Source organism: Sphingomonas caeni (assembly GCF_026013415.1).
In the GTDB taxonomy this organism is placed as follows: domain Bacteria; phylum Pseudomonadota; class Alphaproteobacteria; order Sphingomonadales; family Sphingomonadaceae; genus Sphingomonas; species Sphingomonas caeni.
Window position 1 is genome coordinate 728951 of record NZ_JAPDOK010000002.1, and the last position, 21794, is coordinate 750744.

At 67.7% G+C, this 21794-nt stretch carries 22 protein-coding genes; 12 read left to right on the forward strand and 10 right to left on the reverse strand.

What is annotated here, in order from left to right; genetic code table 11:
- Nucleotides 1-96 precede the first annotated feature (96 nt).
- Nucleotides 97-891 carry a retropepsin-like aspartic protease gene (locus tag OF829_RS08280; protein ID WP_264939510.1) on the forward strand — a complete coding sequence of 265 codons (795 nt, stop codon included), beginning with the start codon at nucleotides 97-99 and terminating at the stop codon, nucleotides 889-891.
- Nucleotides 892-922: 31 nt separating this feature from the next.
- Here OF829_RS08280 and sdhA read toward each other — a convergent pair whose 3' ends face one another.
- Genes sdhA through sdhC form a run of 3 tightly spaced genes read right to left on the reverse strand, consistent with a single transcriptional unit; the run spans nucleotide 923 to nucleotide 3558 of the window.
- Nucleotides 923-2755, reverse strand: a complete 1833-nt coding sequence (gene sdhA, locus OF829_RS08285; RefSeq protein WP_264939511.1) for a succinate dehydrogenase flavoprotein subunit — start codon at nucleotides 2753-2755, stop codon at nucleotides 923-925.
- Between the two features lie 13 nt (nucleotides 2756-2768).
- The gene (sdhD, locus tag OF829_RS08290) at nucleotides 2769-3143 is read right to left on the reverse strand and encodes a succinate dehydrogenase, hydrophobic membrane anchor protein (RefSeq protein WP_264939512.1); all 375 of its coding nucleotides are present in this window, start codon (nucleotides 3141-3143) and stop codon (nucleotides 2769-2771) included.
- Nucleotides 3136-3558 carry a succinate dehydrogenase, cytochrome b556 subunit gene (gene sdhC, locus OF829_RS08295; protein ID WP_264939513.1) on the reverse strand — a complete coding sequence of 141 codons (423 nt, stop codon included), beginning with the start codon at nucleotides 3556-3558 and terminating at the stop codon, nucleotides 3136-3138. The genes sdhD and sdhC overlap by 8 nt, the downstream gene beginning before the upstream one ends.
- Before the next feature lie 172 nt (nucleotides 3559-3730).
- On the opposite strand from sdhC, the gene OF829_RS08300 reads away from it, so the two are divergent.
- From OF829_RS08300 to OF829_RS08320, 5 genes are read left to right on the forward strand one after another with little or no spacing between them, the layout of a single operon-like run.
- Entirely contained in the window at nucleotides 3731-5107 is a 1377-nt protein-coding gene (locus tag OF829_RS08300) for a methyl-accepting chemotaxis protein (protein ID WP_264939514.1), read from the forward strand.
- A gap of 9 nt (nucleotides 5108-5116) precedes the next feature.
- The gene (locus OF829_RS08305; protein ID WP_264939515.1) at nucleotides 5117-6484 is read left to right on the forward strand and encodes a methyl-accepting chemotaxis protein; all 1368 of its coding nucleotides are present in this window, start codon (nucleotides 5117-5119) and stop codon (nucleotides 6482-6484) included.
- A 24-nt stretch (nucleotides 6485-6508) separates the two neighbouring features.
- Nucleotides 6509-7213: an SDR family NAD(P)-dependent oxidoreductase gene (locus OF829_RS08310; RefSeq protein ID WP_264939516.1), complete on the forward strand. Its 705-nt coding sequence runs from the start codon at nucleotides 6509-6511 to the stop codon at nucleotides 7211-7213.
- Nucleotides 7213-8178 (forward strand): 50S ribosomal protein L11 methyltransferase, encoded by a 966-nt coding sequence (locus OF829_RS08315; RefSeq protein ID WP_264939517.1) that lies wholly within the window; start codon nucleotides 7213-7215, stop codon nucleotides 8176-8178. The genes OF829_RS08310 and OF829_RS08315 overlap by 1 nt, the downstream gene beginning before the upstream one ends.
- Nucleotides 8179-8192: 14 nt before the next feature.
- Nucleotides 8193-8525, forward strand: coding sequence for a hypothetical protein (locus tag OF829_RS08320; protein ID WP_264939518.1), 333 nt, complete (start codon nucleotides 8193-8195; stop codon nucleotides 8523-8525).
- 3 nt (nucleotides 8526-8528) lie between these two features.
- On the opposite strand, the gene phhA is transcribed toward OF829_RS08320, so the two are convergent.
- Nucleotides 8529-9395, reverse strand: coding sequence for a phenylalanine 4-monooxygenase (phhA, locus tag OF829_RS08325; RefSeq protein ID WP_264939519.1), 867 nt, complete (start codon nucleotides 9393-9395; stop codon nucleotides 8529-8531).
- A gap of 46 nt (nucleotides 9396-9441) precedes the next feature.
- On the opposite strand from phhA, the gene OF829_RS08330 reads away from it, so the two are divergent.
- Together OF829_RS08330 and OF829_RS08335 are read left to right on the forward strand one after the other, a co-directional pair.
- On the forward strand, nucleotides 9442-10095 hold the full coding sequence (locus tag OF829_RS08330; protein WP_264939520.1) for a TIGR02117 family protein: 654 nt from the start codon (nucleotides 9442-9444) through the stop codon (nucleotides 10093-10095).
- Nucleotides 10096-10151: 56 nt separating this feature from the next.
- Nucleotides 10152-10775, forward strand: coding sequence for an esterase/lipase family protein (locus OF829_RS08335; RefSeq protein WP_264939521.1), 624 nt, complete (start codon nucleotides 10152-10154; stop codon nucleotides 10773-10775).
- Here OF829_RS08335 and OF829_RS08340 read toward each other — a convergent pair.
- Complete coding sequence (locus tag OF829_RS08340) at nucleotides 10772-11071, reverse strand: hypothetical protein (RefSeq protein WP_406701411.1); 300 nt, start codon at nucleotides 11069-11071, stop codon at nucleotides 10772-10774. The genes OF829_RS08335 and OF829_RS08340 overlap by 4 nt on opposite strands.
- Nucleotides 11072-11078: 7 nt before the next feature.
- On the reverse strand, nucleotides 11079-12140 hold the full coding sequence (locus OF829_RS08345) for a glycerophosphodiester phosphodiesterase (RefSeq protein WP_264939522.1): 1062 nt from the start codon (nucleotides 12138-12140) through the stop codon (nucleotides 11079-11081).
- A gap of 61 nt (nucleotides 12141-12201) precedes the next feature.
- Between OF829_RS08345 and OF829_RS08350 the strand changes: the two genes are divergently transcribed.
- Together OF829_RS08350 and OF829_RS08355 are read left to right on the forward strand one after the other, a co-directional pair.
- Nucleotides 12202-13122, forward strand: a complete 921-nt coding sequence (locus tag OF829_RS08350; RefSeq protein WP_264939602.1) for an XdhC family protein — start codon at nucleotides 12202-12204, stop codon at nucleotides 13120-13122.
- Nucleotides 13109-13735 carry a nucleotidyltransferase family protein gene (locus OF829_RS08355; protein ID WP_264939523.1) on the forward strand — a complete coding sequence of 209 codons (627 nt, stop codon included), beginning with the start codon at nucleotides 13109-13111 and terminating at the stop codon, nucleotides 13733-13735. The genes OF829_RS08350 and OF829_RS08355 overlap by 14 nt, the downstream gene beginning before the upstream one ends.
- Here the strand turns inward: OF829_RS08355 and OF829_RS08360 are convergent.
- The 4 genes from OF829_RS08360 to OF829_RS08375 are packed head-to-tail and all read right to left on the reverse strand — an operon-like array spanning nucleotide 13704 to nucleotide 18405.
- Nucleotides 13704-14909, reverse strand: a complete 1206-nt coding sequence (locus OF829_RS08360; protein ID WP_264939524.1) for an ABC transporter permease — start codon at nucleotides 14907-14909, stop codon at nucleotides 13704-13706. The genes OF829_RS08355 and OF829_RS08360 overlap by 32 nt on opposite strands.
- Complete coding sequence (locus OF829_RS08365; RefSeq protein ID WP_264939525.1) at nucleotides 14909-15622, reverse strand: ABC transporter ATP-binding protein; 714 nt, start codon at nucleotides 15620-15622, stop codon at nucleotides 14909-14911. The genes OF829_RS08360 and OF829_RS08365 overlap by 1 nt, the downstream gene beginning before the upstream one ends.
- Entirely contained in the window at nucleotides 15606-17003 is a 1398-nt protein-coding gene (locus tag OF829_RS08370; RefSeq protein ID WP_264939526.1) for an efflux RND transporter periplasmic adaptor subunit, read from the reverse strand. Before OF829_RS08370 ends, OF829_RS08365 begins: the two co-directional genes overlap by 17 nt.
- Complete coding sequence (locus tag OF829_RS08375) at nucleotides 16993-18405, reverse strand: efflux transporter outer membrane subunit (protein WP_264939527.1); 1413 nt, start codon at nucleotides 18403-18405, stop codon at nucleotides 16993-16995. Before OF829_RS08375 ends, OF829_RS08370 begins: the two co-directional genes overlap by 11 nt.
- A 171-nt stretch (nucleotides 18406-18576) precedes the next feature.
- Between OF829_RS08375 and acs the strand changes: the two genes are divergently transcribed.
- The gene (gene acs, locus OF829_RS08380) at nucleotides 18577-20520 is read left to right on the forward strand and encodes an acetate--CoA ligase (RefSeq protein WP_264939528.1); all 1944 of its coding nucleotides are present in this window, start codon (nucleotides 18577-18579) and stop codon (nucleotides 20518-20520) included.
- A gap of 92 nt (nucleotides 20521-20612) precedes the next feature.
- Nucleotides 20613-21785, forward strand: coding sequence for an endonuclease/exonuclease/phosphatase family protein (locus OF829_RS08385; RefSeq protein ID WP_264939529.1), 1173 nt, complete (start codon nucleotides 20613-20615; stop codon nucleotides 21783-21785).
- Nucleotides 21786-21794: the final 9 nt, after the last annotated feature.

The following is a 21794-nucleotide window of genomic DNA, read 5'->3' on the forward strand; positions in this document are numbered from 1 at the left end:
GGGACGCGGGGCGTAGCTGCGGCGACGGCTTTGGTCACGCCGAAAGCGACGACCGCCGGCAACAGAACAAGACATTGCGGAAAAAAGGAATAATCGATGCTGGGACGCCGCGAGTTTCTGGGAACGACGGGTCTTGCGATGCTTGCATTGCCCGCTTCTCGGCTAGCCGCGGCCTCGATCGTGGTGAGCCCCGCCGGCCTGATTTTCCTGACGATCGAGGCCAATGGCCGCAGCGCCAAGGCGCTGGTGGACACCGGCGCGATCCGCGGACTGCAGCTTGCCGAGGCATTCGCACGGACGCTCGGCCTCGCGCTTGCCGACACGGGGCAGCAGACGCAGCGATACCAGGGCGGCCCGCGAGCCGTGCTCGGTGCCAGCCTCGACACGCTCGCGTTCGGAGGCGCGACGTACCGCGGCGTCGAGGCTTTGGTGAGCCCGGGCGATATCGAGGCGATCGCCGCGCAGATCGGCGAGCCTTTCGACGCGATCCTCGGCTGGCCGATGCTTTCGAAGGCTGGTTTCGTGATCGATTATGCCGCGAAGGACCTGACCGTGCGCGACGGACCGGGGGCGGGGCTCGTCCTTCCGCTCGCGGCCACGCCCTTGCCGGTCACCGCCGGGACGCTCAACGGCGAAGCGGTCACCTTCCTGATCGATACCGGCGCACCTTGGTGCAACGTTGATGCCGCGCTCGCCGGCGGCGCCGCGGCGAACAGCCGACTCGAGCTGCCGTTCGAGATTGGCGGCAAGGCGTTCAGCACGCAGTTTCGCGTCAAGGATCTGACCGCGATGACTCGCGGCATCGGTGCGCGCGCCGTGATCGGGCACCGATTCCTCGAGCGGTTCAAGCTCATGTGGAACCCGGGCGAGCACATGATCCGGCTCGCATAGGGCTGATCGTCGCGGCTGGCAGAGCGGCTCTTCAGTACACCCGCTTCTTCGGCTCGATATACTGGACCTCGTCGGTCAGCGTATATTCGTGCACCGGGCGGTAATCGATCGCCGTCGTGCCGCCCTTGCCGCCCCAGCCCTCGAACGTCGCGATGGTGTGTTTCATCCATTCGTCGTCGTGGCGGTCGGGGAAGTCCTCGTGCATGTGGGCGCCGCGGCTTTCCTTGCGGTTGACCGCCGAACGGATCGTCACCAGCGCCTGCCCGAGCAGATTGTCGAGCTCGAGCGTCTCGACCAGATCGGTGTTCCAGATCAGCGAGCGGTCGGTGACGTTCACGTCCTGGAAGCCGGCATAGACCTGCTCCATATGGGTCACGCCCTCGCGCATCAGCTCGTCGGTGCGGAACACGGCGCAGTGGCGCTGCATCGTCTTCTGCATATCGGCGCGGATCTTCGCGGTCGGCGTGCTGCCATTGGCGTTGCGGAAATGATCGAGGCGGCCGAGCGACAGTTCCTCCGAACCCGCGGGGAGCGGGTTGTGCGGCGTGTTCGGCTTGATCGTCTCGGCGATGCGCATGCCGGTGGCGCGGCCGAACACGACGAGGTCGATCAGCGAGTTGGAGCCGAGACGGTTGGCGCCATGGACCGAGACGCACGCCGCTTCGCCGACCGCGTAGAGGCCGGGCACCACGGCGTCGGGATCGGCCTTCGCCTTGCCCTTGCCCTTCTTCAGATAGACGACCTCGCCGTGATAATTGGTCGGGATGCCGCCCATATTGTAATGGACCGTGGGTGCCACCGGCAGCGGCTGACGGGTCAGGTCGACGCCCGCAAAGACCTTGCCGGTCTCGGTGATGCCCGGGAGCCGCTCGTGCAGGATCTTGGGGTCGATATGGTTGAGGTGAAGGTAGATATGGTCCTTCTCCGCGCCCACGCCGCGGCCCTCGCGGATCTCCATCGCCATCGAGCGTGACACGACGTCGCGCGAGGCGAGATCCTTGGCCGAGGGGGCGTAGCGCTCCATGAAGCGCTCGCCCTCGGAATTGGTGAGGTAGCCGCCCTCGCCGCGCGCGCCCTCGGTGATCAGCACGCCAGGGCCGTAGATGCCGGTCGGGTGGAACTGGACGAATTCCATGTCCTGCAGCGGCAGCCCCGCGCGCAGCACCATCGCATTGCCGTCGCCGGTGCAGGTATGGGCCGAGGTCGCCACCTGATAGACGCGGCCATAGCCGCCGGTCGCGAGCACCACCGCATGGCTGCGGAAGCGGTGGATCGAGCCGTCTTCCATGCACAAGGCGATCACGCCGCGGCACACCGGGCCGCCCGGCGTATCCTCCATGATCAAGTCGAGCGCGAAATATTCGATGTAGAAGTCCGCGTCATACTTCAGGCTCTGCTGGTAGAGCGTGTGGAGCATGGCGTGGCCGGTGCGGTCCGCCGCGGCGCAGGTGCGCTGTGCGGGCGGGCCGGCGCCCATATTCTGCATCATGCCGCCGAAGGGGCGCTGATAGATGCGCCCATCCTCGCGCCGGCTGAACGGCATGCCGGCATGTTCGAGTTCGTAGACCGCCGCAGGCGCCTCGCGCACCAGATATTCGATCGCATCCTGGTCGCCCAGCCAGTCCGACCCCTTGACGGTGTCGTACATGTGCCAGGTCCAGTGATCCGCGCCCATATTGCCGAGCGACGCGGCGATGCCGCCCTGCGCCGCGACCGTGTGGCTGCGGGTCGGGAAGACCTTGGTGATGCACGCGGTCTTCAGGCCCGCGCCGGCAACGCCCATCGTGGCGCGGAGACCGGCGCCGCCGGCCCCCACGATCACGGCATCATAGGTGTGATCGATGATCTTGTACGCGGCGGGCATCCGGCCCTCTCCCTCAGGCTGCGGCGCCGAGCGCCAGCTTCAGGATCGAGAGGACCGCCCAGATCGCGACGGTGAAGGCGAAGAAGTTGAGCACCACCAGCCACACGGCACGGCCGGCGCCCTTGGCATAATCCTCGATCAGCACCTGAAGGCCGAGGCGGAAATGATAGACGGTCGCGCCGACCAGCAGGAGCAGCGGGATCACCACCATGGTCTGCGCGGCCCAGCCGGTCAGCGTCTTGGTGTCGAACCCGGCCTGGGTGCCGAGCAGCAGCATCGACAGGGCGAACCAGAGCAGCAAGAGCAGATTGGCGCCGGCGGTCAGGCGCTGGTGCCACCAATGCTGGGTGGCTTCGGGCGATGCGTCGGCGGGCAGGGCTTTAAACATGAGGTGTCTCCAGGAGCAGGGCCGTCCAGAAGGCCGCGGTTGCGACGATCGCAAATCCGAAGGTCAGCCAGGCGGTGGTCTTGTTGGCGCGGAGCTCGAAATTGTCGCCCGCGTCCATGAACAGGTGGCGCACGCCGCTCGCCATATGCTGGAAGAGCGTGAGGGTGAGCCCCACGCCGACGATCCAGCCGATCACGTTGAGCTTGCCCGATTGATAGGTAAAGACATCGAGGAACGCGGCATAGCCGGCGGGCCCGGAAGCGAGCGCGCCGAGCCACCAGCAGAAGAAGAGCATGCCGATGGTGAGGCCGGTGCCGGTCGCGCGGTGGACGATCGACACCGTCATCGCCGGACCCCATTTCCAGATACCGATATGCGGCGACAATGGTCGCGCTTTGTTCGGGGTCTCTGTCAACGGGCGGGTCCTTAGCGGTGGTGGGGCCTAATGACGCGCGGGCGGCGGGGATGCAAGCCGCAACGAATACGGTACCGCGCGAAGGCCTTGGCTAACCGGGAATTAACTCCTGAGGGAATAGGTCTGGGGACGGCCGAGCGCAGTTTCGCGCAAGGCCTGACCAGGGGATCCCATGTCTGCATCGACCGCGCCCACGGCGAACAACCTGCCCGAACCGGGCGCCATGGCTCGCAAGATCGACGTCCGCGCGCGGCTGCGCGTGTTCGACTTCGACGGTTCGCTGATGAGCTCGAGCCGCGAGGTCTGGGCCGCACTGGAACCGGAAATCACTTCGATCTCAGATGCTTACTGGCAGCAATGGCTGCGCTGCTTCGCTGATGAGCGCAACTGGGCGCTCCACGAATCGGAGAAGATCATCGAGGTCGGCGTCATCTTCCTGCGCAACCGTTTCCTCGATACCGCGGGCAGCGCGTGGATCGAATCGATCGAGCGTTCGGTCGCCGCCGCCTATGCCGCGGACGTGCCGCCGATGGCGCTGCTGTCGATGATCAGCGCGAGCGACCGCGCCGCGCTCGAGGTGCTGATTCGCCGCAGCGGGGTGGACAACGCCAAGCTTCCGATGCTGATCGACACGCTGATGCGGCTTTCCGCGCTCGAAGGCGACATCACCGTCGAGCTCTACAATCTCTATCGCGAATATGCCGCGCAGGCCGGCCGCGACAAGCTCGCCGCCGAATTCCGCGACTCGATCGGCGCGACCGTCGAGCGGGCGTCGCGCGAGGGCGATGCGCTGCGCATCCAGGCGGTGCACACCTCGTCTTCGGCGCGCGGCATGCTGGGCAAGGCCAGCGAAGTCGCCGCCGCGGCCGAACAGTCGGCGGTGGCGATGCGCGAGGCGGCGCAGACCGCTGCGGGCCTGATCCGCGCCATTGAAGACGCCCGCAACGAGGTCGAGGCTGCCGCGGACATCGCGACCAGGGCCTCGGGCCAGGCGGGCGCGGCGGTAGGGATGAGCGAGATGCTCTCCGATCACGCCAAGTCGATCGAATCGATCCTCGGCCTCATCCGCGACATTGCCGGCCAGACCAATTTGCTCGCGCTCAACGCCACCATCGAGGCCGCGCGTGCGGGCGATGCGGGCCGCGGCTTCGCGGTCGTCGCGCAGGAGGTGAAGAGCCTCGCCAACCAGACCGCGCGCGCGACCGACGACATCGCCGCCAAGATCGCCTCGATCCAGTCGGCGACCAAATCGACCGTCGAGACCAACGCCTCGATCCGCGAGACCGTCGCGGAGGTCCAGGAAAGCGCCAACCGCATCCGCGCCGCGATGGAAGTCCAGGCGCAGACCGTCACCGCGATCACCGCGGCGGTCGACGAGACCGCGCTCGCCGCCGATTCGATGTCGGCGACGATCGGCGCGATCCGCGAGGATACCGAAACCGTGGCTTCCGAGATCGACCGGGTCGGGCAGGGCTTTTCCGCGCTCGACGGTCAGCTCGGAAGCCTCAAGAACAGCGCCAGCGAGTTCGTGGCGAAAGTCGCGGCGTAGGAGAGAATGATGACGAAGAAGCGCGATTTGGGCCGGTGGAGCGGCGGCGGCCGTTCAGTTGCCCAGCATCTCGGCGAATATGACTGGGACGGCCAGATCGGGCCGGCCTGCGCAGAGATCCACGCGCTGATCGGTGGCCACTATCGAGAGATCGGCCAATCCTTCTGGGATCACTATTTCACGCTGCCCGAGACGCAGGGCGTCCGCGAATGGTTCGCCGATCCGGTGCGCTTCGAGGAGCAGCTCCGGCAGAGCGCGCACTACACCCAGGTCAAATATAGCAGCCCGCTCGACGAAGAGTGGGTGCAGATGGCGCTGCAGCATGCCGCGAACGTCGATGCCTCCAAGGTTCCGCTCACCGCGACCTTCGCCGCGCTTGCCTATGCACATTCGGTGACGATGCGGGTGATCGCAGAGAAGGTCGGCGACGACACGGCGCGCCTGCTGCGGCTGTGCGACATCGTCCAGCGGCTCTCGATGGTCGAGGCCGATCTGATGGCGACCCATCTCGGCGCGCGCGACGCCGCCGATGCGGGTGAGGAACGCCGCGAGCGCTCGATGCAGTTCCGCGCGAGCATCGCCGAATCGATCGAGGGCGCGACCATGCTTGGCAACCGCATCCGGATGCAGGCGGCGGGGGCCTCGACCTCGGCGCGGGGCATGCTCGGCAAGGCGAGTGAAGTCGCCGCGGCCGCCGAACAATCGGCGGTGGCGATGCGCGAGGCGGCGCAGACCGCCGCGGGGCTGATCCGCGCGATCGAGGATGCGCGCACCGAAGTCGAATCGGCGGCAGATATCGCCACCCGGGCCTCGGGCCAGGCGGGCGCGGCGGTCGGCATGTCCGAGACTTTGTCCGAACATGCCAAGTCGATCGAATCGATTCTCGGCCTGATCCGCGACATTGCCGGGCAGACCAATTTGCTCGCCCTGAACGCGACCATCGAAGCGGCCCGTGCGGGCGATGCGGGCCGTGGCTTCGCGGTCGTCGCGCAGGAAGTGAAATCGCTCGCCAACCAGACCGCGCGCGCGACCGACGACATCGCCTCGAAGATCGCGGCGATCCAGTCGGCCACCAAGAGCACCGTCGAGACCAATGCCTCGATCCGCTCGACCGTCAGCGAAGTCCAGGAATCGGCGCAGCGAATCCGCGCGGCGATGGAGGTCCAGGCGCAGACGGTGACCGCGATCACCGCCGCGGTCGACGAGACGGCGCTCGCCGCCGATTCGATGTCCGCGACGATCGGCGCGATCCGCGAGGACACCAAGACCGTCACCAGCGACATCGACACGCTCCAGCGCGACGTGGCCGAGGTCGACGACCGGCTCCACCAGCTGCGCGACGCGGCGGAGAATTTCTCCTCCTCGGTGGCGGCGTAAACGATCACCCGCTAGGGGAGGCCGATGGCCTCCCCTAATATCCTGCTCACCGGAAGCAGCCGCGGCATCGGCGCCGCGACCTTCGACGCGCTGAACGCGGCGGGTGCCCGCACGATCGGGCACGGCACGCAGAGCGGCATCCCCGCGGACTTCACCGATCCCGCAGCGCCGCGGGCCCTGTGGGACAAGGCGCTCGAGGCGCTCGACGGGCGGATCGATGCGCTCGTCAACAATGCCGGCATCTTCGAAGCCGCGCCGCTCGACCTGGACCATGACGATTGGGTCGCGGCGTGGGAGAAGACGATGCGGGTCAATCTGACCGCCAGCGCCGAGCTGTGCCGCCTCGCCATCCGCCATTGGCAGCAACGCGGTGAGGGCGGCCGGATCGTCAACATCGCCAGCCGCGCTGCCTATCGCGGCGACAGCCCCGCCCACTGGCATTATGCCGCGTCCAAGGCCGGGATGGTCGCCATGACCAAGTCGATCGCACGCGGCTATGCGCGCGAGGGCATCCTCGCCTTCGCGATCTGCCCGGGCTTCACCATGACCGGCATGGCCGAGGATTATCTCGCCAGCCGCGGCGGCGACAAATTGCTCGCCGATATCCCGCTCGGCCGCGTCGCCGGCACCGAAGAGGTCGCGATCCTGGCGAAATTCTGCGCGCTCGAAGCGCCGCCCTCGATGACCGGCGCGGTGCTCGACGTGAACGGCGCGAGCTATGTGCGCTGATGGCTAGCTGGAAGCTCATCTTGCCTTGCACCCGCGACGAGGCCGAGGCGCTCGAGGTCGATGCGACCGGGCTCGATCCCGCGCCGGTGCTGCTCACCAGCGAACTGGTCGAGGACGATCCGATGCAATGGCAGCTCGAAGCCTATTTCAACGGCAAGCCCAACAGCGCGGCGCTGGCTGCTGTGCAGGCGCTGGTGCCGAGTGCGGCGGGGGTGAAGCCGGTCGCGCACAAGATCCGCGACGCGGACTGGGTCACGCTAAGCCAGGCCGGGATCGAGCCGGTCCATGCCGGGCGCTTCTATGTGCATACCGAAACCAACAAGCGCGCGATCCCGCCGGGCGCGGTGGCGTTCCGGATCGACGCCGGACTCGCCTTCGGCACGGGGGCGCACGAGACGACCAGCGGGTGCCTCGAGATGCTCGGGGCGCTCAAGGATCGCGGGCTGGTCGTGCGCAACCTGCTCGATCTGGGGACCGGCACCGGGCTGCTCGCCTTTGCCGCGATGCATCTCTGGCCGCGCGCGCATGCGACCGCATCGGACATCGATCCGCGCTCGATCGACGTGACCGCGGAGAATGCCGCGATCAACCGCGTGCCGCTCGGCGGCGGGCAGGGCGAGCTGGCGCTGGCGGCGGCATCGGGCCTCGAACACCCGCTGCTGATCGGCCGCGCGCCCTATGATCTCATCATCGCGAACATCCTGGCCGGCCCCCTGGTCGAGCTGGCTGCGACCGTCGGTGCGGCGCTGGCCGAGGGCGGGACGCTGATCGTCGCGGGGCTGCTCGAGGGCCAGGCCGAGACGGTCGCGCGCGCCTATCGCCAGCAGGGGCTGCGGCTCACGGGGCGCATCGACAATGGCCATTGGCCGACGCTGCGGCTGGTCAAGCGGGCCCGCCATGGGCGCGAGCGGGTGACGCGGCTGCCCCGCGGCAAGGGCGAGGCGCCTGGGTTCGGGAGCTGGTGAGGGGGACGGGGGTCATGCGGATGGGATTGGCGATCGCGGCGCTGCTGGTGCTGCAGGGGTGCGGCGGCGGCGGCGGCGGCGCGGCGGATGGAAACAGCGCATCGGGCAGCAGCTTCGCGCAGGGCTTCGACGACGGGTTCAAAAAGTCGTTCCGCCAGAAATTCGTCGAGCAATGCGTTTCGACCGCGAGCCAGTCCGGCAAGGCGGTGGACTTCACGCCGATCTGCAGCTGCGTTGCCGACGGGGTGATGAAGGGCAAGACGGTGCGCCAGCTGATGGACGGCCCCAGCGACGCCGAGCAGGAGGCGGTGCTGAAGGCGTGCCAGGCGAAGCACCCGGTCACATAGGAGTCACCCCTTCGACCTCGCATAATCCTGCGTCCCCGCCGTGATCACCTCGTCCCCCGGCAATATCGCCGCGATCGGGATGTCTGGCAGGGCGTGGATCTCGGCGTAGAGCGGCGCGAAGTCGGTCTCGACCGTCGCCTTCAGCAGCGCGTCGAAGCTCGGGATGACGAAATAATTCTGCTGGAAATCGTCGATCCGGTAGTCCGTCCGCATCACCCGCTTCAAATCGAAGCCGATGCGATTGGGGCTCTCGCTCTCGAGCGCGAACACGCTCTCGGCGAAGCTCGAGACGATGCCCGAGCCATAGATGCGCAGATCGCCATCCTCGCGGATCAGTCCGAACTCGACCGTGTACCAGTAGAGCCGGCCGAGATTCTTGAGCGCGCCGAGTTCGAGCGCGCGCTGGCCGCCCCGCCCATAGGCCTCGAGATAATCGGCGAAGATCGGGTCGGCGAGCATCGGGACGTGGCCGAACACGTCGTGGAAGACGTCGGGCTCCTGGATATAATCGAGCTGGTCCGCCCGGCGGATGAAATTGCCCGCGACGAAGCGGCGGTTCGCCATATGATCGAAGAAGACGTCGTCGGGCACGAGGCCGGGGACCGCCACCACCTGCCACCCGGTCAGCTTCATCAGCCGCTCGGACAGTTCCTCGAAATTGGGGATCCCCCCGTTCGAGAGTTTGAGCGCGTCGAGGCCGTTCAGATACGCCTGGCTCGCGCGGCCGGGGAGCAATTTCGCCTGACGGGCGAAGAGGGTGTCCCAGGTGCGATGTTCTTCGGGCGTATAATGCTGCCAGTTCTGCGGTATCGTCCAATCCGCCGAAGCGCCCTCCGGGGGGCGCTCCAGCACATGCGTGTCCTTTGCCATGGCGTTGCCATAGCATGGGGCGGGCGGCCACGAAACGGGAGCGCATATGCGGGGATTGGCGAAGTTCGTGGGGCGGCTGCTGGCGACTTTTGCCGGGATCATCGTCGGATATGCCCTGGCGGCGCTCGCGGGCGGGGCGATTCCGGTCAATTCGGGATGGACCCAGCCCGGGTCTGGCGTGCGCATCTATGTGATCGATAACGGCGTCCACACCGATCTGGTGCTGCCCATGGTGGCGCAAGGGGTGGACTGGCGCGATCTGGTCAAGCCGGGCGATCTCGCCGATCCGAAGCAGGCGGGGCACCCCTATCTCTCATTCGGCTGGGGCGACCGCGATTTCTATCTCAACACGCCGAGCTGGTCGCAGGTGAGCCCGGTGCGCGTCGCGAGCGCGCTGGCCGGGATGGGGCGGACGGTGCTCCATGTCGCGCATCTACCGGCACCCGAGGCCGGCCCCCATATGCGAAGCGTGATCCTGCGCCCCGACGAGTATCGCCGCCTCGCCGCCTATGTCCGCGGCACGTTCGGCGACGGTCCGAGCGTGCACGGCTATGGGAATAACGACGCCTTCTATGAGGCCAAAGGCGGGTACAGCGCGATCCGCACGTGCAACCAATGGACCGGCGGTGCGCTACGCGAGGCGGGCGTGAAGATGGGGTGGTGGACCCCATTCCCCTTCGCGGTGATGATATGGTTGTAGAGCCCCCCGGCAAATTGGCGTTCGCGGCCGAGCTACCGCGCGCTGCGTGGAGCGTGATGTCGCACGCGCTCTACCGCGAGCAACTGCGTGACGCCCCGCGCGGCGACGGGCGGCCGATCATGGTGCTGCCGGGGCTGGTCAATTCGGACCTGTCGAACATGGTGATGCGGCGCTTCCTCAACCGGCTCGGCTATCATGCGGTCGGATGGGGGCTGGGGCGCAATTTCGGCGTGCGCGCGGTCGGGCCCGAGGCCGAACGGCTGATCGCGAAGGTGGAGAAGCTGTACGCCGAGACGGGCGAGAAGGTGACGCTGATCGGCGTCTCGCTCGGCGGGATCATGGCGCGGATCGTCGCGCACCGGCGGCCCGATCTGGTGCGCGAGGTGATCACCGTCAGCGCGCCCTATGCCGGCCCGCCCACCGCGACCAATGTGTGGATGGCGTTCGAGCTGCTCACCGGGGAGAAGATCGGCGACGCGACGGTCAAGGCGAACGCCGCGGAGGCGGCGGCGCCGCCGCTTGTGCCCACCACCGCGATCTGGAGCCGCAGCGACGGGCTGGTCAACGGCTTGATCTGCCATGACGAACATTGCCGCTCGGTCGAGATCCAGAGCAGCCATTTGGGCGTGCAGTTGAAGCCCGCGACGCTGCTGGCAATCGCGGATGTGCTGGCGGGTTAGCGCGGCCGATTGCCGCCCGGCTGGGCGACGAAGCCTTCGTACGGCCCGCAATTGTCGGGATCGCGCCGGCAGCGCTTGTCGTACGCCTTGCGCTCGCGGCCCTCGCGTTCCTCGGCCTCGCGCAAGCGCTTGCCATAGTTGCGGTCGGCCTCCGACTGGCTCGTCGTGGCCCAATCGACCGCCTGCGATCCCGCCTTGACCGGCAGGGTAACGACATCGAACGCCGTCTTGGCGATGCAGCCGCCGGTCAGCAGCGGCAAGGCGGCGACCGCCGTGATCAGAATCTTTCGCATCATCAGCCCCTCAACGCGCGGGCGAGCCCCAGGTCGCACGTGCCTGGGCACCGATATAGGGATAATCCGTGAAGAAACCGTCCACATCAAGCCCAAGAAAATATTCGATTTCTCCTGCCAGATCGCCATGATCGGCGGGATTGGCGCCCTTGCGGAATTGCGGCCAGAGGAAGAAATTCTCGGCCCGGAAGGTCCAGGGATGGACCTTGAGCCCCGCCGCATGCGCATCGGCGACGAGCGTGGTGGGCGTGCCGCCCAGGGGCAGGATCATCGCCTTTTCGGGGCCGATCCCATAGGCATAGGCCGCCACTTTACGCAGCCCCTCGGGCGTGGCCATCGCCTCGTAGCTGGGGAAGGCGCCGTCGGCGGGCGCGGCCTTGGGCTTCATCAGCTGGATCAGCCGGACCGGGGTGATCCTGTGAAGCGCGCGGAGATTGTCGACCTCGAACGATTGGATGAAGACCGGCGCGTCGGCGCGGTTCCAGCCCGCGGCCTTGAGCGCGGCAATCAGCCGGGGCTCGATCGGAAGGCCCAGCGCGGCGAAATAGCCGGGGTGCTTGGTTTCCGGATAGATGCCGATGGTGCGCCCGGTCTCGCGCGATGCCTTCTTGGCCAGCCCGATGATCTCGTCGAGGGTCGGGATCAGCGCCTGGCCGTCATAGGCGGTGTTGCCCGGGCGGAACTGGGGCAGCCGCTCCCTGGCGCGGAGCGTGCGCAGCTCGGCGAGGGTGAAATCCTCGGTGAACCAGCCGGTGACGCTGACGCCGTCGATCGTCTTGGTCGTCTTGCGCGCGGCGAATTCGGGATGTTTGGCGACGTCGGTGGTCTCGGAAATGTCGTTCTCGTGCCGCGCGACGAGCACGCCGTCCTTGGTCGGGACCAGATCGGGCTCGATGAAATCGGCGCCCTGGTCGATCGCGAGCTGGTATGACAGCAGCGTATGTTCGGGCCGCTCGCCGCTGGCGCCGCGATGGGCGATGACGATGACAGGGTGCTTGTTCACCGCGCCGCTGTGCACCGGCGCGCAGCCGGTTGCCAGCAGCAAGACCATCAGGACCAGCGCTCTCGCCATCTGTCTCTCCTCAAGCTAGCAGCTAGCCGATGGATGTGACGGAGGCGAGGCCAGGTGCGTGATGGGGGCGGATAACGACAGCGTGCTCGCCGCCGCGCGCGCATGGACGGGCGCGCGCATGGCGCTGGCGACCGTCGTCTCGACCTGGGGCTCGGCCCCGCGGCCGCGCGGTTCGCACATGATCGTGCATGAGGATGGCCGGTTCGAGGGATCGGTCTCGGGCGGGTGCGTCGAGAGCGACATCCTCGTCACCGCCGCGGAGGTGATCGCCGGGGCGCCCGCGATCCTCAAAGCCTATGGCGTGGCGGATGCGGCGGCGTGGGAGGTCGGGCTGCCATGCGGCGGCCAGGTCGAGGTGCTGGTGCAGCCGGTGTCGCAAGCGGGTTTCCCACCCGAACTTTTCGGCGCGATCGAGGCCGCGCGTGCCGAGGGCAAGGCGTTCGACGTGGCGACCGATCTGGCGACGGGGCGCAGCGGCGAGGGCGCGTTCGTCAACCGCTACGATCCGCCGCGCCGGCTGCTGATTATCGGCGCGGTGCAGATCGCGCAGGTGCTGGCCGGCCTGGCACGCGAGCTCGGCATTTCGTGCACGGTGATCGATCCCAGGGCACGATTCCTGACCGAGGCGCGTTTCCCCGCCACCATGCTCGACGACCACTGGCCCGACGAGGCCGTTACCGCGCTCCGCCCCGATCCCGCCACCGCGGTGGTGACGCTGAGCCATGATCCCAAGATCGATGATCCCGCGCTGATCGCCGCGCTCGCCGCGCCCACCGGCTATGTCGCCGCGCTGGGCTCGCGAAAGAGCCACGCCGCGCGGCTCGAACGGCTCGCGGCGGCGGGTGTCGCGCCTGCCGATCTCGCACGGATCCAGGGGCCCGCCGGACTCGATCTCGGCGCGGTCGGCCCGGCCGAGATCGCGCTCTCGATCGCGGCGGCGATGGTTAAGACGTTTCACGAGATTGGCCATGATCGCGCCTGACAAGGTCGCCCTGGTCCTGCTCGCCGCGGGCCGCTCGCGTCGCTTCGAAGACGGCGATAAGCTCGCCGAGCGCTTCCTCGACAAGCCGCTCGCCTTCCATGTCGTCACCGCGCTCGAAGCGGTCCCGTTCCTCGCCCGCATCGCCGTGGTCTCGCAGACCAGGCTCGATTTCGTCGCGCTCGGCTATGAAGTGGTCGAGAATCCCGATCCCGCGCATGGCCAGGCGCGGTCGCTCGGCTATGGCGTCGAAGCGGCACGGCGCGCCGGCGCGGAGGCGGTGCTGGTCGCGCTCGCCGATATGCCGCGCGTCACCGCGGGCCATGTCTGGCGGCTGTTCGATGCCTTTGACGGCCCGATGGCAATCGTCGCGTCGAGCGACGGCGTCCAGCCGATGCCGCCGGCGCTGTTCGGCAAGGACCGCTTCGCCCAGCTGGTGAGGATCGAGGGCGAGCAGGGCGCGCGCGAGCTGATCAAGGGCGGGCACCATGTCGTCGCGGGCCCGGGCGAGCTGGTCGATATCGACACGCAAGAGGATCTGCGCGCGCTGCGCGAGCTTTACGGGCTGCCGAGCGACGGCGAGCCTATTCGTGACGAAGCGCGTCGATCGGGTTGAGGCTCGCGGCGCGCTGGGCGGGGAAATAGCCGAACACGATCCCGATCAGCGCCGAGATCGCGAAGGCGACCATGTTGATCTGCGGATCGAACAGATAATCGACCTGCATCAGGGGCCCCAGCCCGAGCACCACGCCCTGCGCGACCAATAGCCCGATCAGCCCGCCGAGCATCGACAGCACCACCGCCTCGACGAGGAACTGCATCAGCACCTCGCTCGCCACCGCGCCGATCGCGAGACGGATGCCGATCTCGCGCGTGCGTTCGGTCACCGAGACGAGCATGATGTTCATGATCCCGATGCCCCCGACGACGAGGCTGATACCGGCGACCGCGGTGACGATCGAGGTGAGCAAGGTCGTGACGCCGGTCACCGCCGCGCTGATCTGGGCGGTATCGAAGATGTTGAAATCGTCTGCCTTGCCGCCCTCGATATGCCGCCGCTCGCGCAGCACCTGGGTGATCGAGGCCTGGATCTGCGCGCTCTCATAGGCCGGATCGGTGCCGACCAGCATCAGCCGGATCTCGCGATTGCCGGTGAAGCGGCGCTGGACCTGCTTGATCGGCATGATCACGACATCGTCCTGATCGCCGAACCCGCCCTGGCCGCGCGTCGAGAGCACGCCGATCACGTCGCACGAAATGCCGTTGACGCGCATCCGCGTGCCCACCGGATCGCCGCCGCGATAGAGGTTGGTGCGCACGGTGTTGCCGATGATGCACACCGCCTTGCCCGCCTGCTCCTCGGCGCGCGTCCATTGCCGGCCGAGCACCAGCGGCCAGGGCTGGACCCGGAAGAAGCTGGCGGTGGTGCCGTTGATCGTCGTCGACCAGTTGGCGCCCTGATAGATGACGGTCGCGGTCGATTGCGCCTGCGGGGCGACCGCGGTGACCCCTTCCACCTGGTCGCGGATCGCATCGACATCGGCCTCCTCGAAATCGGGCGGGCGCGGACCCCCGCCGCCGCGGCCGAAGCCCTGGCCCGGGCGGACCTGGAGGATGTTGGTGCCAAGGCTGGCGATCTGTTTCTGCGCCGCCGCGGTGGTGGCCTTGCCGAGCGTCACCATCGCGACGACCGCCGCGACGCCGATGATGATGCCGAGCGTGGTGAGGAACGAGCGCAGCTTGTGCCGCGAGATCGAGCGCACCGCGAGGATGAGGATGGTGCCGAACATCAGGCGGGCACCTTGCGCTTGTCCTCGATCCGCTCGACCAGCCCATCCTTGAAATGCACGATGGTGCGCGCGAAGGCGGCCATGTCCGCCTCGTGGGTGACCATCAGGACGGTGATGCCGCTGGCCTCGTTGAGACCCTTGAGCAATTCCATGATCTCGCGCGAACGCTCCGAATCGAGATTGCCGGTGGGCTCGTCGGCGAGGAGCACATCGGGATTGGTGACGATCGCGCGGGCGATCGCGACGCGCTGCTGCTGGCCGCCGGAGAGTTCGGCGGGGGTATGGTCCCACCATTGCTTGAGCCCGACCTTGTCGAGCGCGGCCATCGCGGTGTCGCGGCGCTGGCCCTTGGGGTCGCCGCGATAGAGCAGGGGCAGCTCGACATTCTCGAGCGCCGAGGTGCGCGCGAGCAGGTTGAAGCCCTGGAACACGAAGCCGAGATATTTGCGGCGGAGCAGCGCGCGCTGGTCGCGGTCGAGCGACTCGACGTGGAAGCCCTTGAAGCGGAACTCGCCGGCCGAAGGCACGTCGAGGCAGCCGAGGATGTTCATCGTCGTCGACTTGCCCGAGCCGGAGGGGCCCATCACCGCGACGAAATCGCCCGCCTGGATGTCGAGATCGATGCCCTTGAGCGCCTGGAACGCGGTCGGGCCCTCGCCATAGGTCTTGGTGACGTTCCTGAGGCGGATCAGGGGATCAGCCGCCGGGTCCACGCTGGCCTCCGCCGCCTTGGCCGCCGCCCTGACGGCGTTGCCCGCCGCCGCTGCCGCGCCGTTCGCTCGTCGATCCGCTCGCCAGCTGGCCGGTGACGACCTTCATGCCGGGCTTGAGGTCGCCCCCGATGATCTCGGTGACGGTGCCGTTGGTCTCGCCGGTCGAGACCTTGACCGGCTGCGGCTTGTTGTCGGCGCCCAGCACATAGACGGTCTGCTGCCCGGTCCGCGCGCCGCCCGCTTCCTTCTCGGCATTGCCGCGCCGGTTGGGCCTGCGCGGCACGAGCGCGCTCGCGATCCCGCCGCTCGGGCTCGCCGCCGTTTCGGGGGTGGCGGGCGTGAAGCGCAGCGCCGCGTTGGGCACCAGCAGCACGTCCGGCTTCGACATGGTCGTGATCTCTGCGGTTGCGGTCATGCCCGGGCGGAGCTTGAGGTCGGGGTTCGCCACGCTCAGCGTCGCCGCATAGGAGACGACGGTATTGGCGGTGCTCGCCGTGCTCGTGGTCGATTGCGCCGACAGGTTCGAGCCCAGATCGACTCGGGTGATGCTCGCGGGGAAGGTGCGCCCCGGAAAGGCATCGACGGTGAAGGTCGCGGCCTGGCCCTGCTGGACCTGCCCGACATCGGCCTCGTCGATCGAGACCTGCAGCTCCATCTGCGACAGATCCTCGGCGATCACGAACAGGGTCGGCGTGTTGAAGCTGGCGGCGACGGTCGCGCCCGGCTCGATTTGGCGCGCGAGCACCACGCCGGTGACCGGCGAGCGGATCACCGCCTTTTGCCGCTGGGTCTGGTTCGAGGAGAGGGCGGCGCGCGCCGAGACAACGTTCGCCTGCGCCGCCCTTGTATTGGCGATCGCGCGGGCGAGCGCGGCCTGCGCCTGCTCCATCTCGACCTTGGCGGGAACGCGCCCGCCCGAAATCCGGTACACTTCCTGCAGCCGCGAAAGCTGCGCTTGCGCCTCGGCCACGGTTGCCTGATTCTGTGCGACGGTCGCCTGCGCGGCATTGAGCGCCGCGGCGCTCTGGGTGATCGTATCGTCGAGCCGCGACGTATCGAGCACGGCGAGCGCCTGCCCCTTCACGACGCGGTCGTTGACATCGACCAGCACCGTCTCGACCAGCCCCGAAAGCTCCGAACCGATCGCCACCTGGTTGGTCGGCGCGAGCTTGCCCGTCGCGGAAACGGTGACGGTCAGGTTGCCGCGCTGCACCTCCTGGGTGGCGTATTGGGTCTCGCCCGCGCCGCCGAACACGCAGCGCGACAGCAGGAACAGGACGAGCAGCAATGCGCCGCCGCCGATGATCCATTTGAGGTAGCGCCGCCAGATGGGGACGGGCTTCTCGCCCAGGAATTCGGCCAGCTTGGGGTCAGTTGCCATTCGTCGCCTCGGGGGTCGTATTGCTGTCCCAGCCGCCGCCCAGCGCCAGATAGAGCGCGATCAGCGCGGTCGCCTGATCGGCTTGCGCCTGCGCCTGGCCGTTGCGGGCGGAGAGCAGGCTGCTCTCGGCCTGGTTGAGCGTGGTGAAATCGGTGAGCCCCGAGCGGTACTGCATCCGCGCGAGGATCGCGCTGTTGTTCGCGGCGTCCCAGGCGATCGCGAACTGGCGAGCGCGCTCCTGCGCGGCGGCGAGCGCGACGATCGCATTCTCGACATCCTCGAGCCCGGTGAGGACGGTCTGCTTGTACGAGAGGAACGCGCCTTCCGCGGCGGCCTCATTGGCGCGGACCTGGCTGCGCGTGCGCCCGCCGTCGAAGATCGTCTGCGCGATATTGGCGAAGAGCCGGCCCGAGATCGTGTCGAACAGCGCGCCGATCGCGCCGCCGCCCGAGCCCAGGCTGCCGCCGATCGAGAGCTGGGGATAGAGCTGCGATTGCGCGACTCCGATCCGCGCGGTGGCGGCGGCGAGGTTGCGCTCGGCCGAGCGGACATCGGGGCGCTGGCGCAGCGTCTCGGCGGGAATGCCCACCGCGACCTTGGCCGGGCCGACCGGGATCGGCCTGGGGGCCTCCATCGCCGCCTTGAGCGCCCCGGGCGCCTGCCCGGTGAGCACGCCGAGACGCGAGACGAAGCCGTTATAATTGGCTTCGATCGAGGGAATCGACGCGACGGTCTGTGCACGCGCCGCGCGCGCCTGTTCGGCGTCGATCGACGAGACGAGCCCGGCCTGCACCCGCCACTCGGCGATCTGGAGGTTGTCGTCCTGGATCGCGAGGCTCGCGCGCGCATAGGCGAGCTGGGTCTGCGCCAGCCGGGCGAGGACATAGTTGCGCGCGATCTCGGCCTGGACCGAGATCAGCACCGCGGCATAGTCGAACCCCGAGGCCTGGTACGCGGCGCCCGCCGCCTCGACCCCGCGCCGGTTTCCGCCGAACAGATCGACCTGGTAGCTGGCGTCGCCGCCGATCGAGAAGCTGTTGCCCGAGCCCCCGGGGCCGCTCACCTGCTGGTTGCGCGACGCGCCCGCCGAGGCGCCGACCGTCGGCAGCAGCGTCGAGCGCGCCTGCACCAGCGATTCGCGTGCCTGGCGCAGCCGCGTCACCGCCTGCGCGACGTCGAGATTGGCGGTGCGCCCCTGCTCGACCAGCTGCACCAGCATCGGATCGTCGAAGTTGGACCACCAGTGCGTCAGGTCCTCGGCGCCCGCCTGATCCGCCGGCACCGAATAGCCCGAAGGCACGCCCAGCTCGGCCGCGGTGCGCGGGCGATAGTCCGGGCCGGCGTTGCACGCGGTCAGCGGCAGCGCGACGCTCAGCAAAAGGGCGATCGGACGTGGGGCCATGGGGTGCTAGATGGTTGCGGCGGGGAAAGTGTTCCATCGAATCTTTGTCGCACTTTGTCGCAAACATTGCTGATGCCGGGGATCGGAGCGGCGACGTAACGGAAATCAGCCGCTTGCGTGTGTCTGCTGGGCTTGCGAAGGAAGCGGCGAAGACCCGCTAGAGAGGATTCCATGAGCGAGAGCGTTTATCCCGTCCCCGAGGAATGGGCGAAGCGCGCGCGCGTCGATGCCGCGGGATATGACAAGCTCTACGGGCGCAGCATCGCGGATCCCGGCAGCTTCTGGCTCGAACAGGCGCGGCGGCTCGACTGGATCAAGCGGCCCGAGCTGGCGGGCGACTGGTCGTTCGACGAGAAGGACTTCCATATCAGCTGGTTCGCCGACGGCAGGCTCAATGTCGCGGCCAATTGCGTCGACCGGCACCTCGCCAAGCGCGGCGATCAGACCGCGATCATCTGGGAACCCGACGCGCCGGACGAGGCGCCGCGCAAGTTCACCTATCGCGAGCTACATGCCGAGGTCTGCCGCTTCGCCAATGTGCTGAAGGCGGAGGGCGTCAGGAAGGGCGACCGCGTCACCGTCTACATGCCGATGATCCCCGAGGCCGCCTTCGCGATCCTGGCGTGCGCGCGGATCGGGGCGATCCATTCGGTGGTGTTCGGCGGCTTTTCGCCGGAAGCCCTGGCGGGCCGTATCACCGATTGCGACAGCGCCTTCTGCATCACCGCCGACGAGGGGCGGCGCGGGGGCAAGAAGGTGCCCTTGAAGGCGAATGTCGATGCCGCCGCGGCCCATGCGCCGGTGCTGGCGAAGGTGATCGTGGTAAAGGCGACGGGCGGCGATGTCGCGATGCAGCCCGGCCGCGACATCTGGTATCACGAGGCCGCGGCGAACGCCCCCGCCGAGTGCCCGCCCGAACCGATGGGGGCCGAGGACCCGCTCTTCATCCTCTACACCTCGGGCTCGACCGGCAAGCCCAAGGGCGTGCTCCATACGAGCGGCGGCTATCTGCTCTGGGCGAGCCTCACCCACGAACTCGTCTTCGACTACCGCCCCGGCCAGATCTACTGGTGCGCGGCGGATATCGGCTGGGTCACCGGGCATTCGTACATCGTCTATGGCCCGCTTTCGAACGGCGCGACCACGCTGATGTACGAAGGCGTCCCCAACTGGCCCGATGCGAGCCGCATCTGGCAGGTCGCCGACCGGCACAAGGTCGAGATCCTCTACACCGCCCCCACGGCGCTGCGCGCGCTGATGCGCGAGGGCGACCAGTATGTCGCCGCCACCTCGCGCAAGTCGATCCGGCTGCTCGGTACCGTCGGCGAGCCGATCAATCCCGAGGCGTGGCGCTGGTATCACGAGGTGGTGGGCGAGGGCCGCTGCCCGATCGTCGATACCTGGTGGCAGACCGAGACCGGCGGCGCGATGATCGCGCCGCTCCCCGGCGCCACCGACCTGAAGCCCGGCTCGGCGACCAAGCCGATGCCCGGGGTCGATCCCCAGATCGTCGATGGCGAAGGCACGGTGCTCCACGGCCCGACCGAGGGCAATCTGTGCATCGCGCGCAGCTGGCCGGGGCAGATGCGCACCGTCTGGGGCGACCATGCGCGCTTCTTCCAGACCTATTTCACCACCTATCCCGGCAAATATTTCACCGGCGACGGCTGCCGCCGCGATGCGGACGGCTATTACTGGATCACCGGGCGGGTGGACGATGTGATCAACGTCAGCGGCCACCGCATGGGCACCGCCGAGGTCGAGTCCGCGCTGGTGCTCCACGGCAAGGTGGCCGAGGCCGCGGTGGTCGGCATGCCGCACGACATCAAGGGGCAGGGCATCTATGCCTATGTGACGCTCAACGCGGGCTGCGAAGCGAGCGACGCGCTCCGCAAGGAACTGCGCGACTGGGTCCGCAAGGAGATCGGGCCGATCGCCACCCCCGACGCGCTCCAGTTCGCGCCCGGCCTGCCCAAGACGCGCTCGGGCAAGATCATGCGCCGCATCCTGCGCAAGATCGCGGAAGGCGATGTCTCCTCGCTCGGCGACACCTCGACGCTCGCCGATCCCGCGGTCGTGGACGATCTCGTCGCGAACCGGGTCAAGTCGAGCTGAGGCTCGCTTCCGAAACGGCGGCAATAAAACATCCGCAAGCGTAACAAATACGCTATATCCGAAGGCCGATCGCCAAGAGGGGAGCGGCCGCCATGTCGAATATGTACGCCAGGATGCGGCGGGATTTCGCCCAGGACCCTGACGGTGCCAGGCAATGCGCGCAGCGGCTGATCGATATCCGCAAGCGCCAGACGCCGCTCAGGACGCGCAAATGTGATTCATCCTTGCTGCTCGCGACCTGGAATCTTCGCGACTTCGATTCGAACAAGTTCGGCTATGGTCCGCGCCGCACCGAGAGCCTCTATTACATCGCCGAGATGCTCTCCTGCTTCGATCTGATTGCGGTGCAGGAAATCAACCGCGATCTCACCGCCTGGGAAAAGGTGATGGCGATCCTCTGCCGCGAATGGGACTATATCGCCACCGACACCACCAAGGGCGCGGGCGGAAACGACGAGCGGATGGTGTTCGTCTACAACACCGAGAAGATCTGGTTCCGCAAGATCGCCGGCGAAATCGTGCTGCCCAAGGACGAGCTGATCAAGGCGGAGAAGGCGTCGAAGAAGAGCGTCACCATTCCGGAGAACGCCACCGGCACGGGGGTGCCGCTCGCCAATGTGTTCGAGGAGGTCCAGTTCGCGCGCTCGCCCTTCATGGTGGCGTTCCAATCGGGCTGGTTCCGCTTCAGCCTGTGCACCGCGCATCTCTATTACGGCGCCGCCTCGGGGCCCAAGCTCCAGCAGCGCATCGCCGAGATCCAGGCGCTGGTGAAATTCTTCGCGGACCGCCAGGATAAGGTCAGCAAGCAGGAGCGCGACCGGCACGGGCAGGTCGAGAATTACATCATCCTCGGCGATTTCAACGTGGTGAAGCCCGATCACGATACGATGCGCGCGCTCAAGTCGAACGGCTTCGTCGTTCCCGACGCGATCGATGGCGACAAGGTTCGCAAGGAAGGCAATCACTATTATGATCAGATCGCGGTGCGCGTGAAGGATCCCCGCTTCAAGGTGCTCGGCGGCGGCATGCTGCAAATGTATGAGGACGTGTTCCGCGACGAGGATTTCGCGCTCTACAAGGATGCGCTCCCCAAGGCCGACCCCGAGGGCGAGGGCGAGTTCAACGCCAAAACGCCCGAGGCGATCTACAAGAAATGGCGGACCTGGCAGATGTCGGACCATCATCCGCTGTGGATCGAGATCGCCACCGATTTCAGCGATCAATATCTGAGCGACGTCGCCGCTGGGAAGCTGTTCGCCGGTTGACGCGCGCCG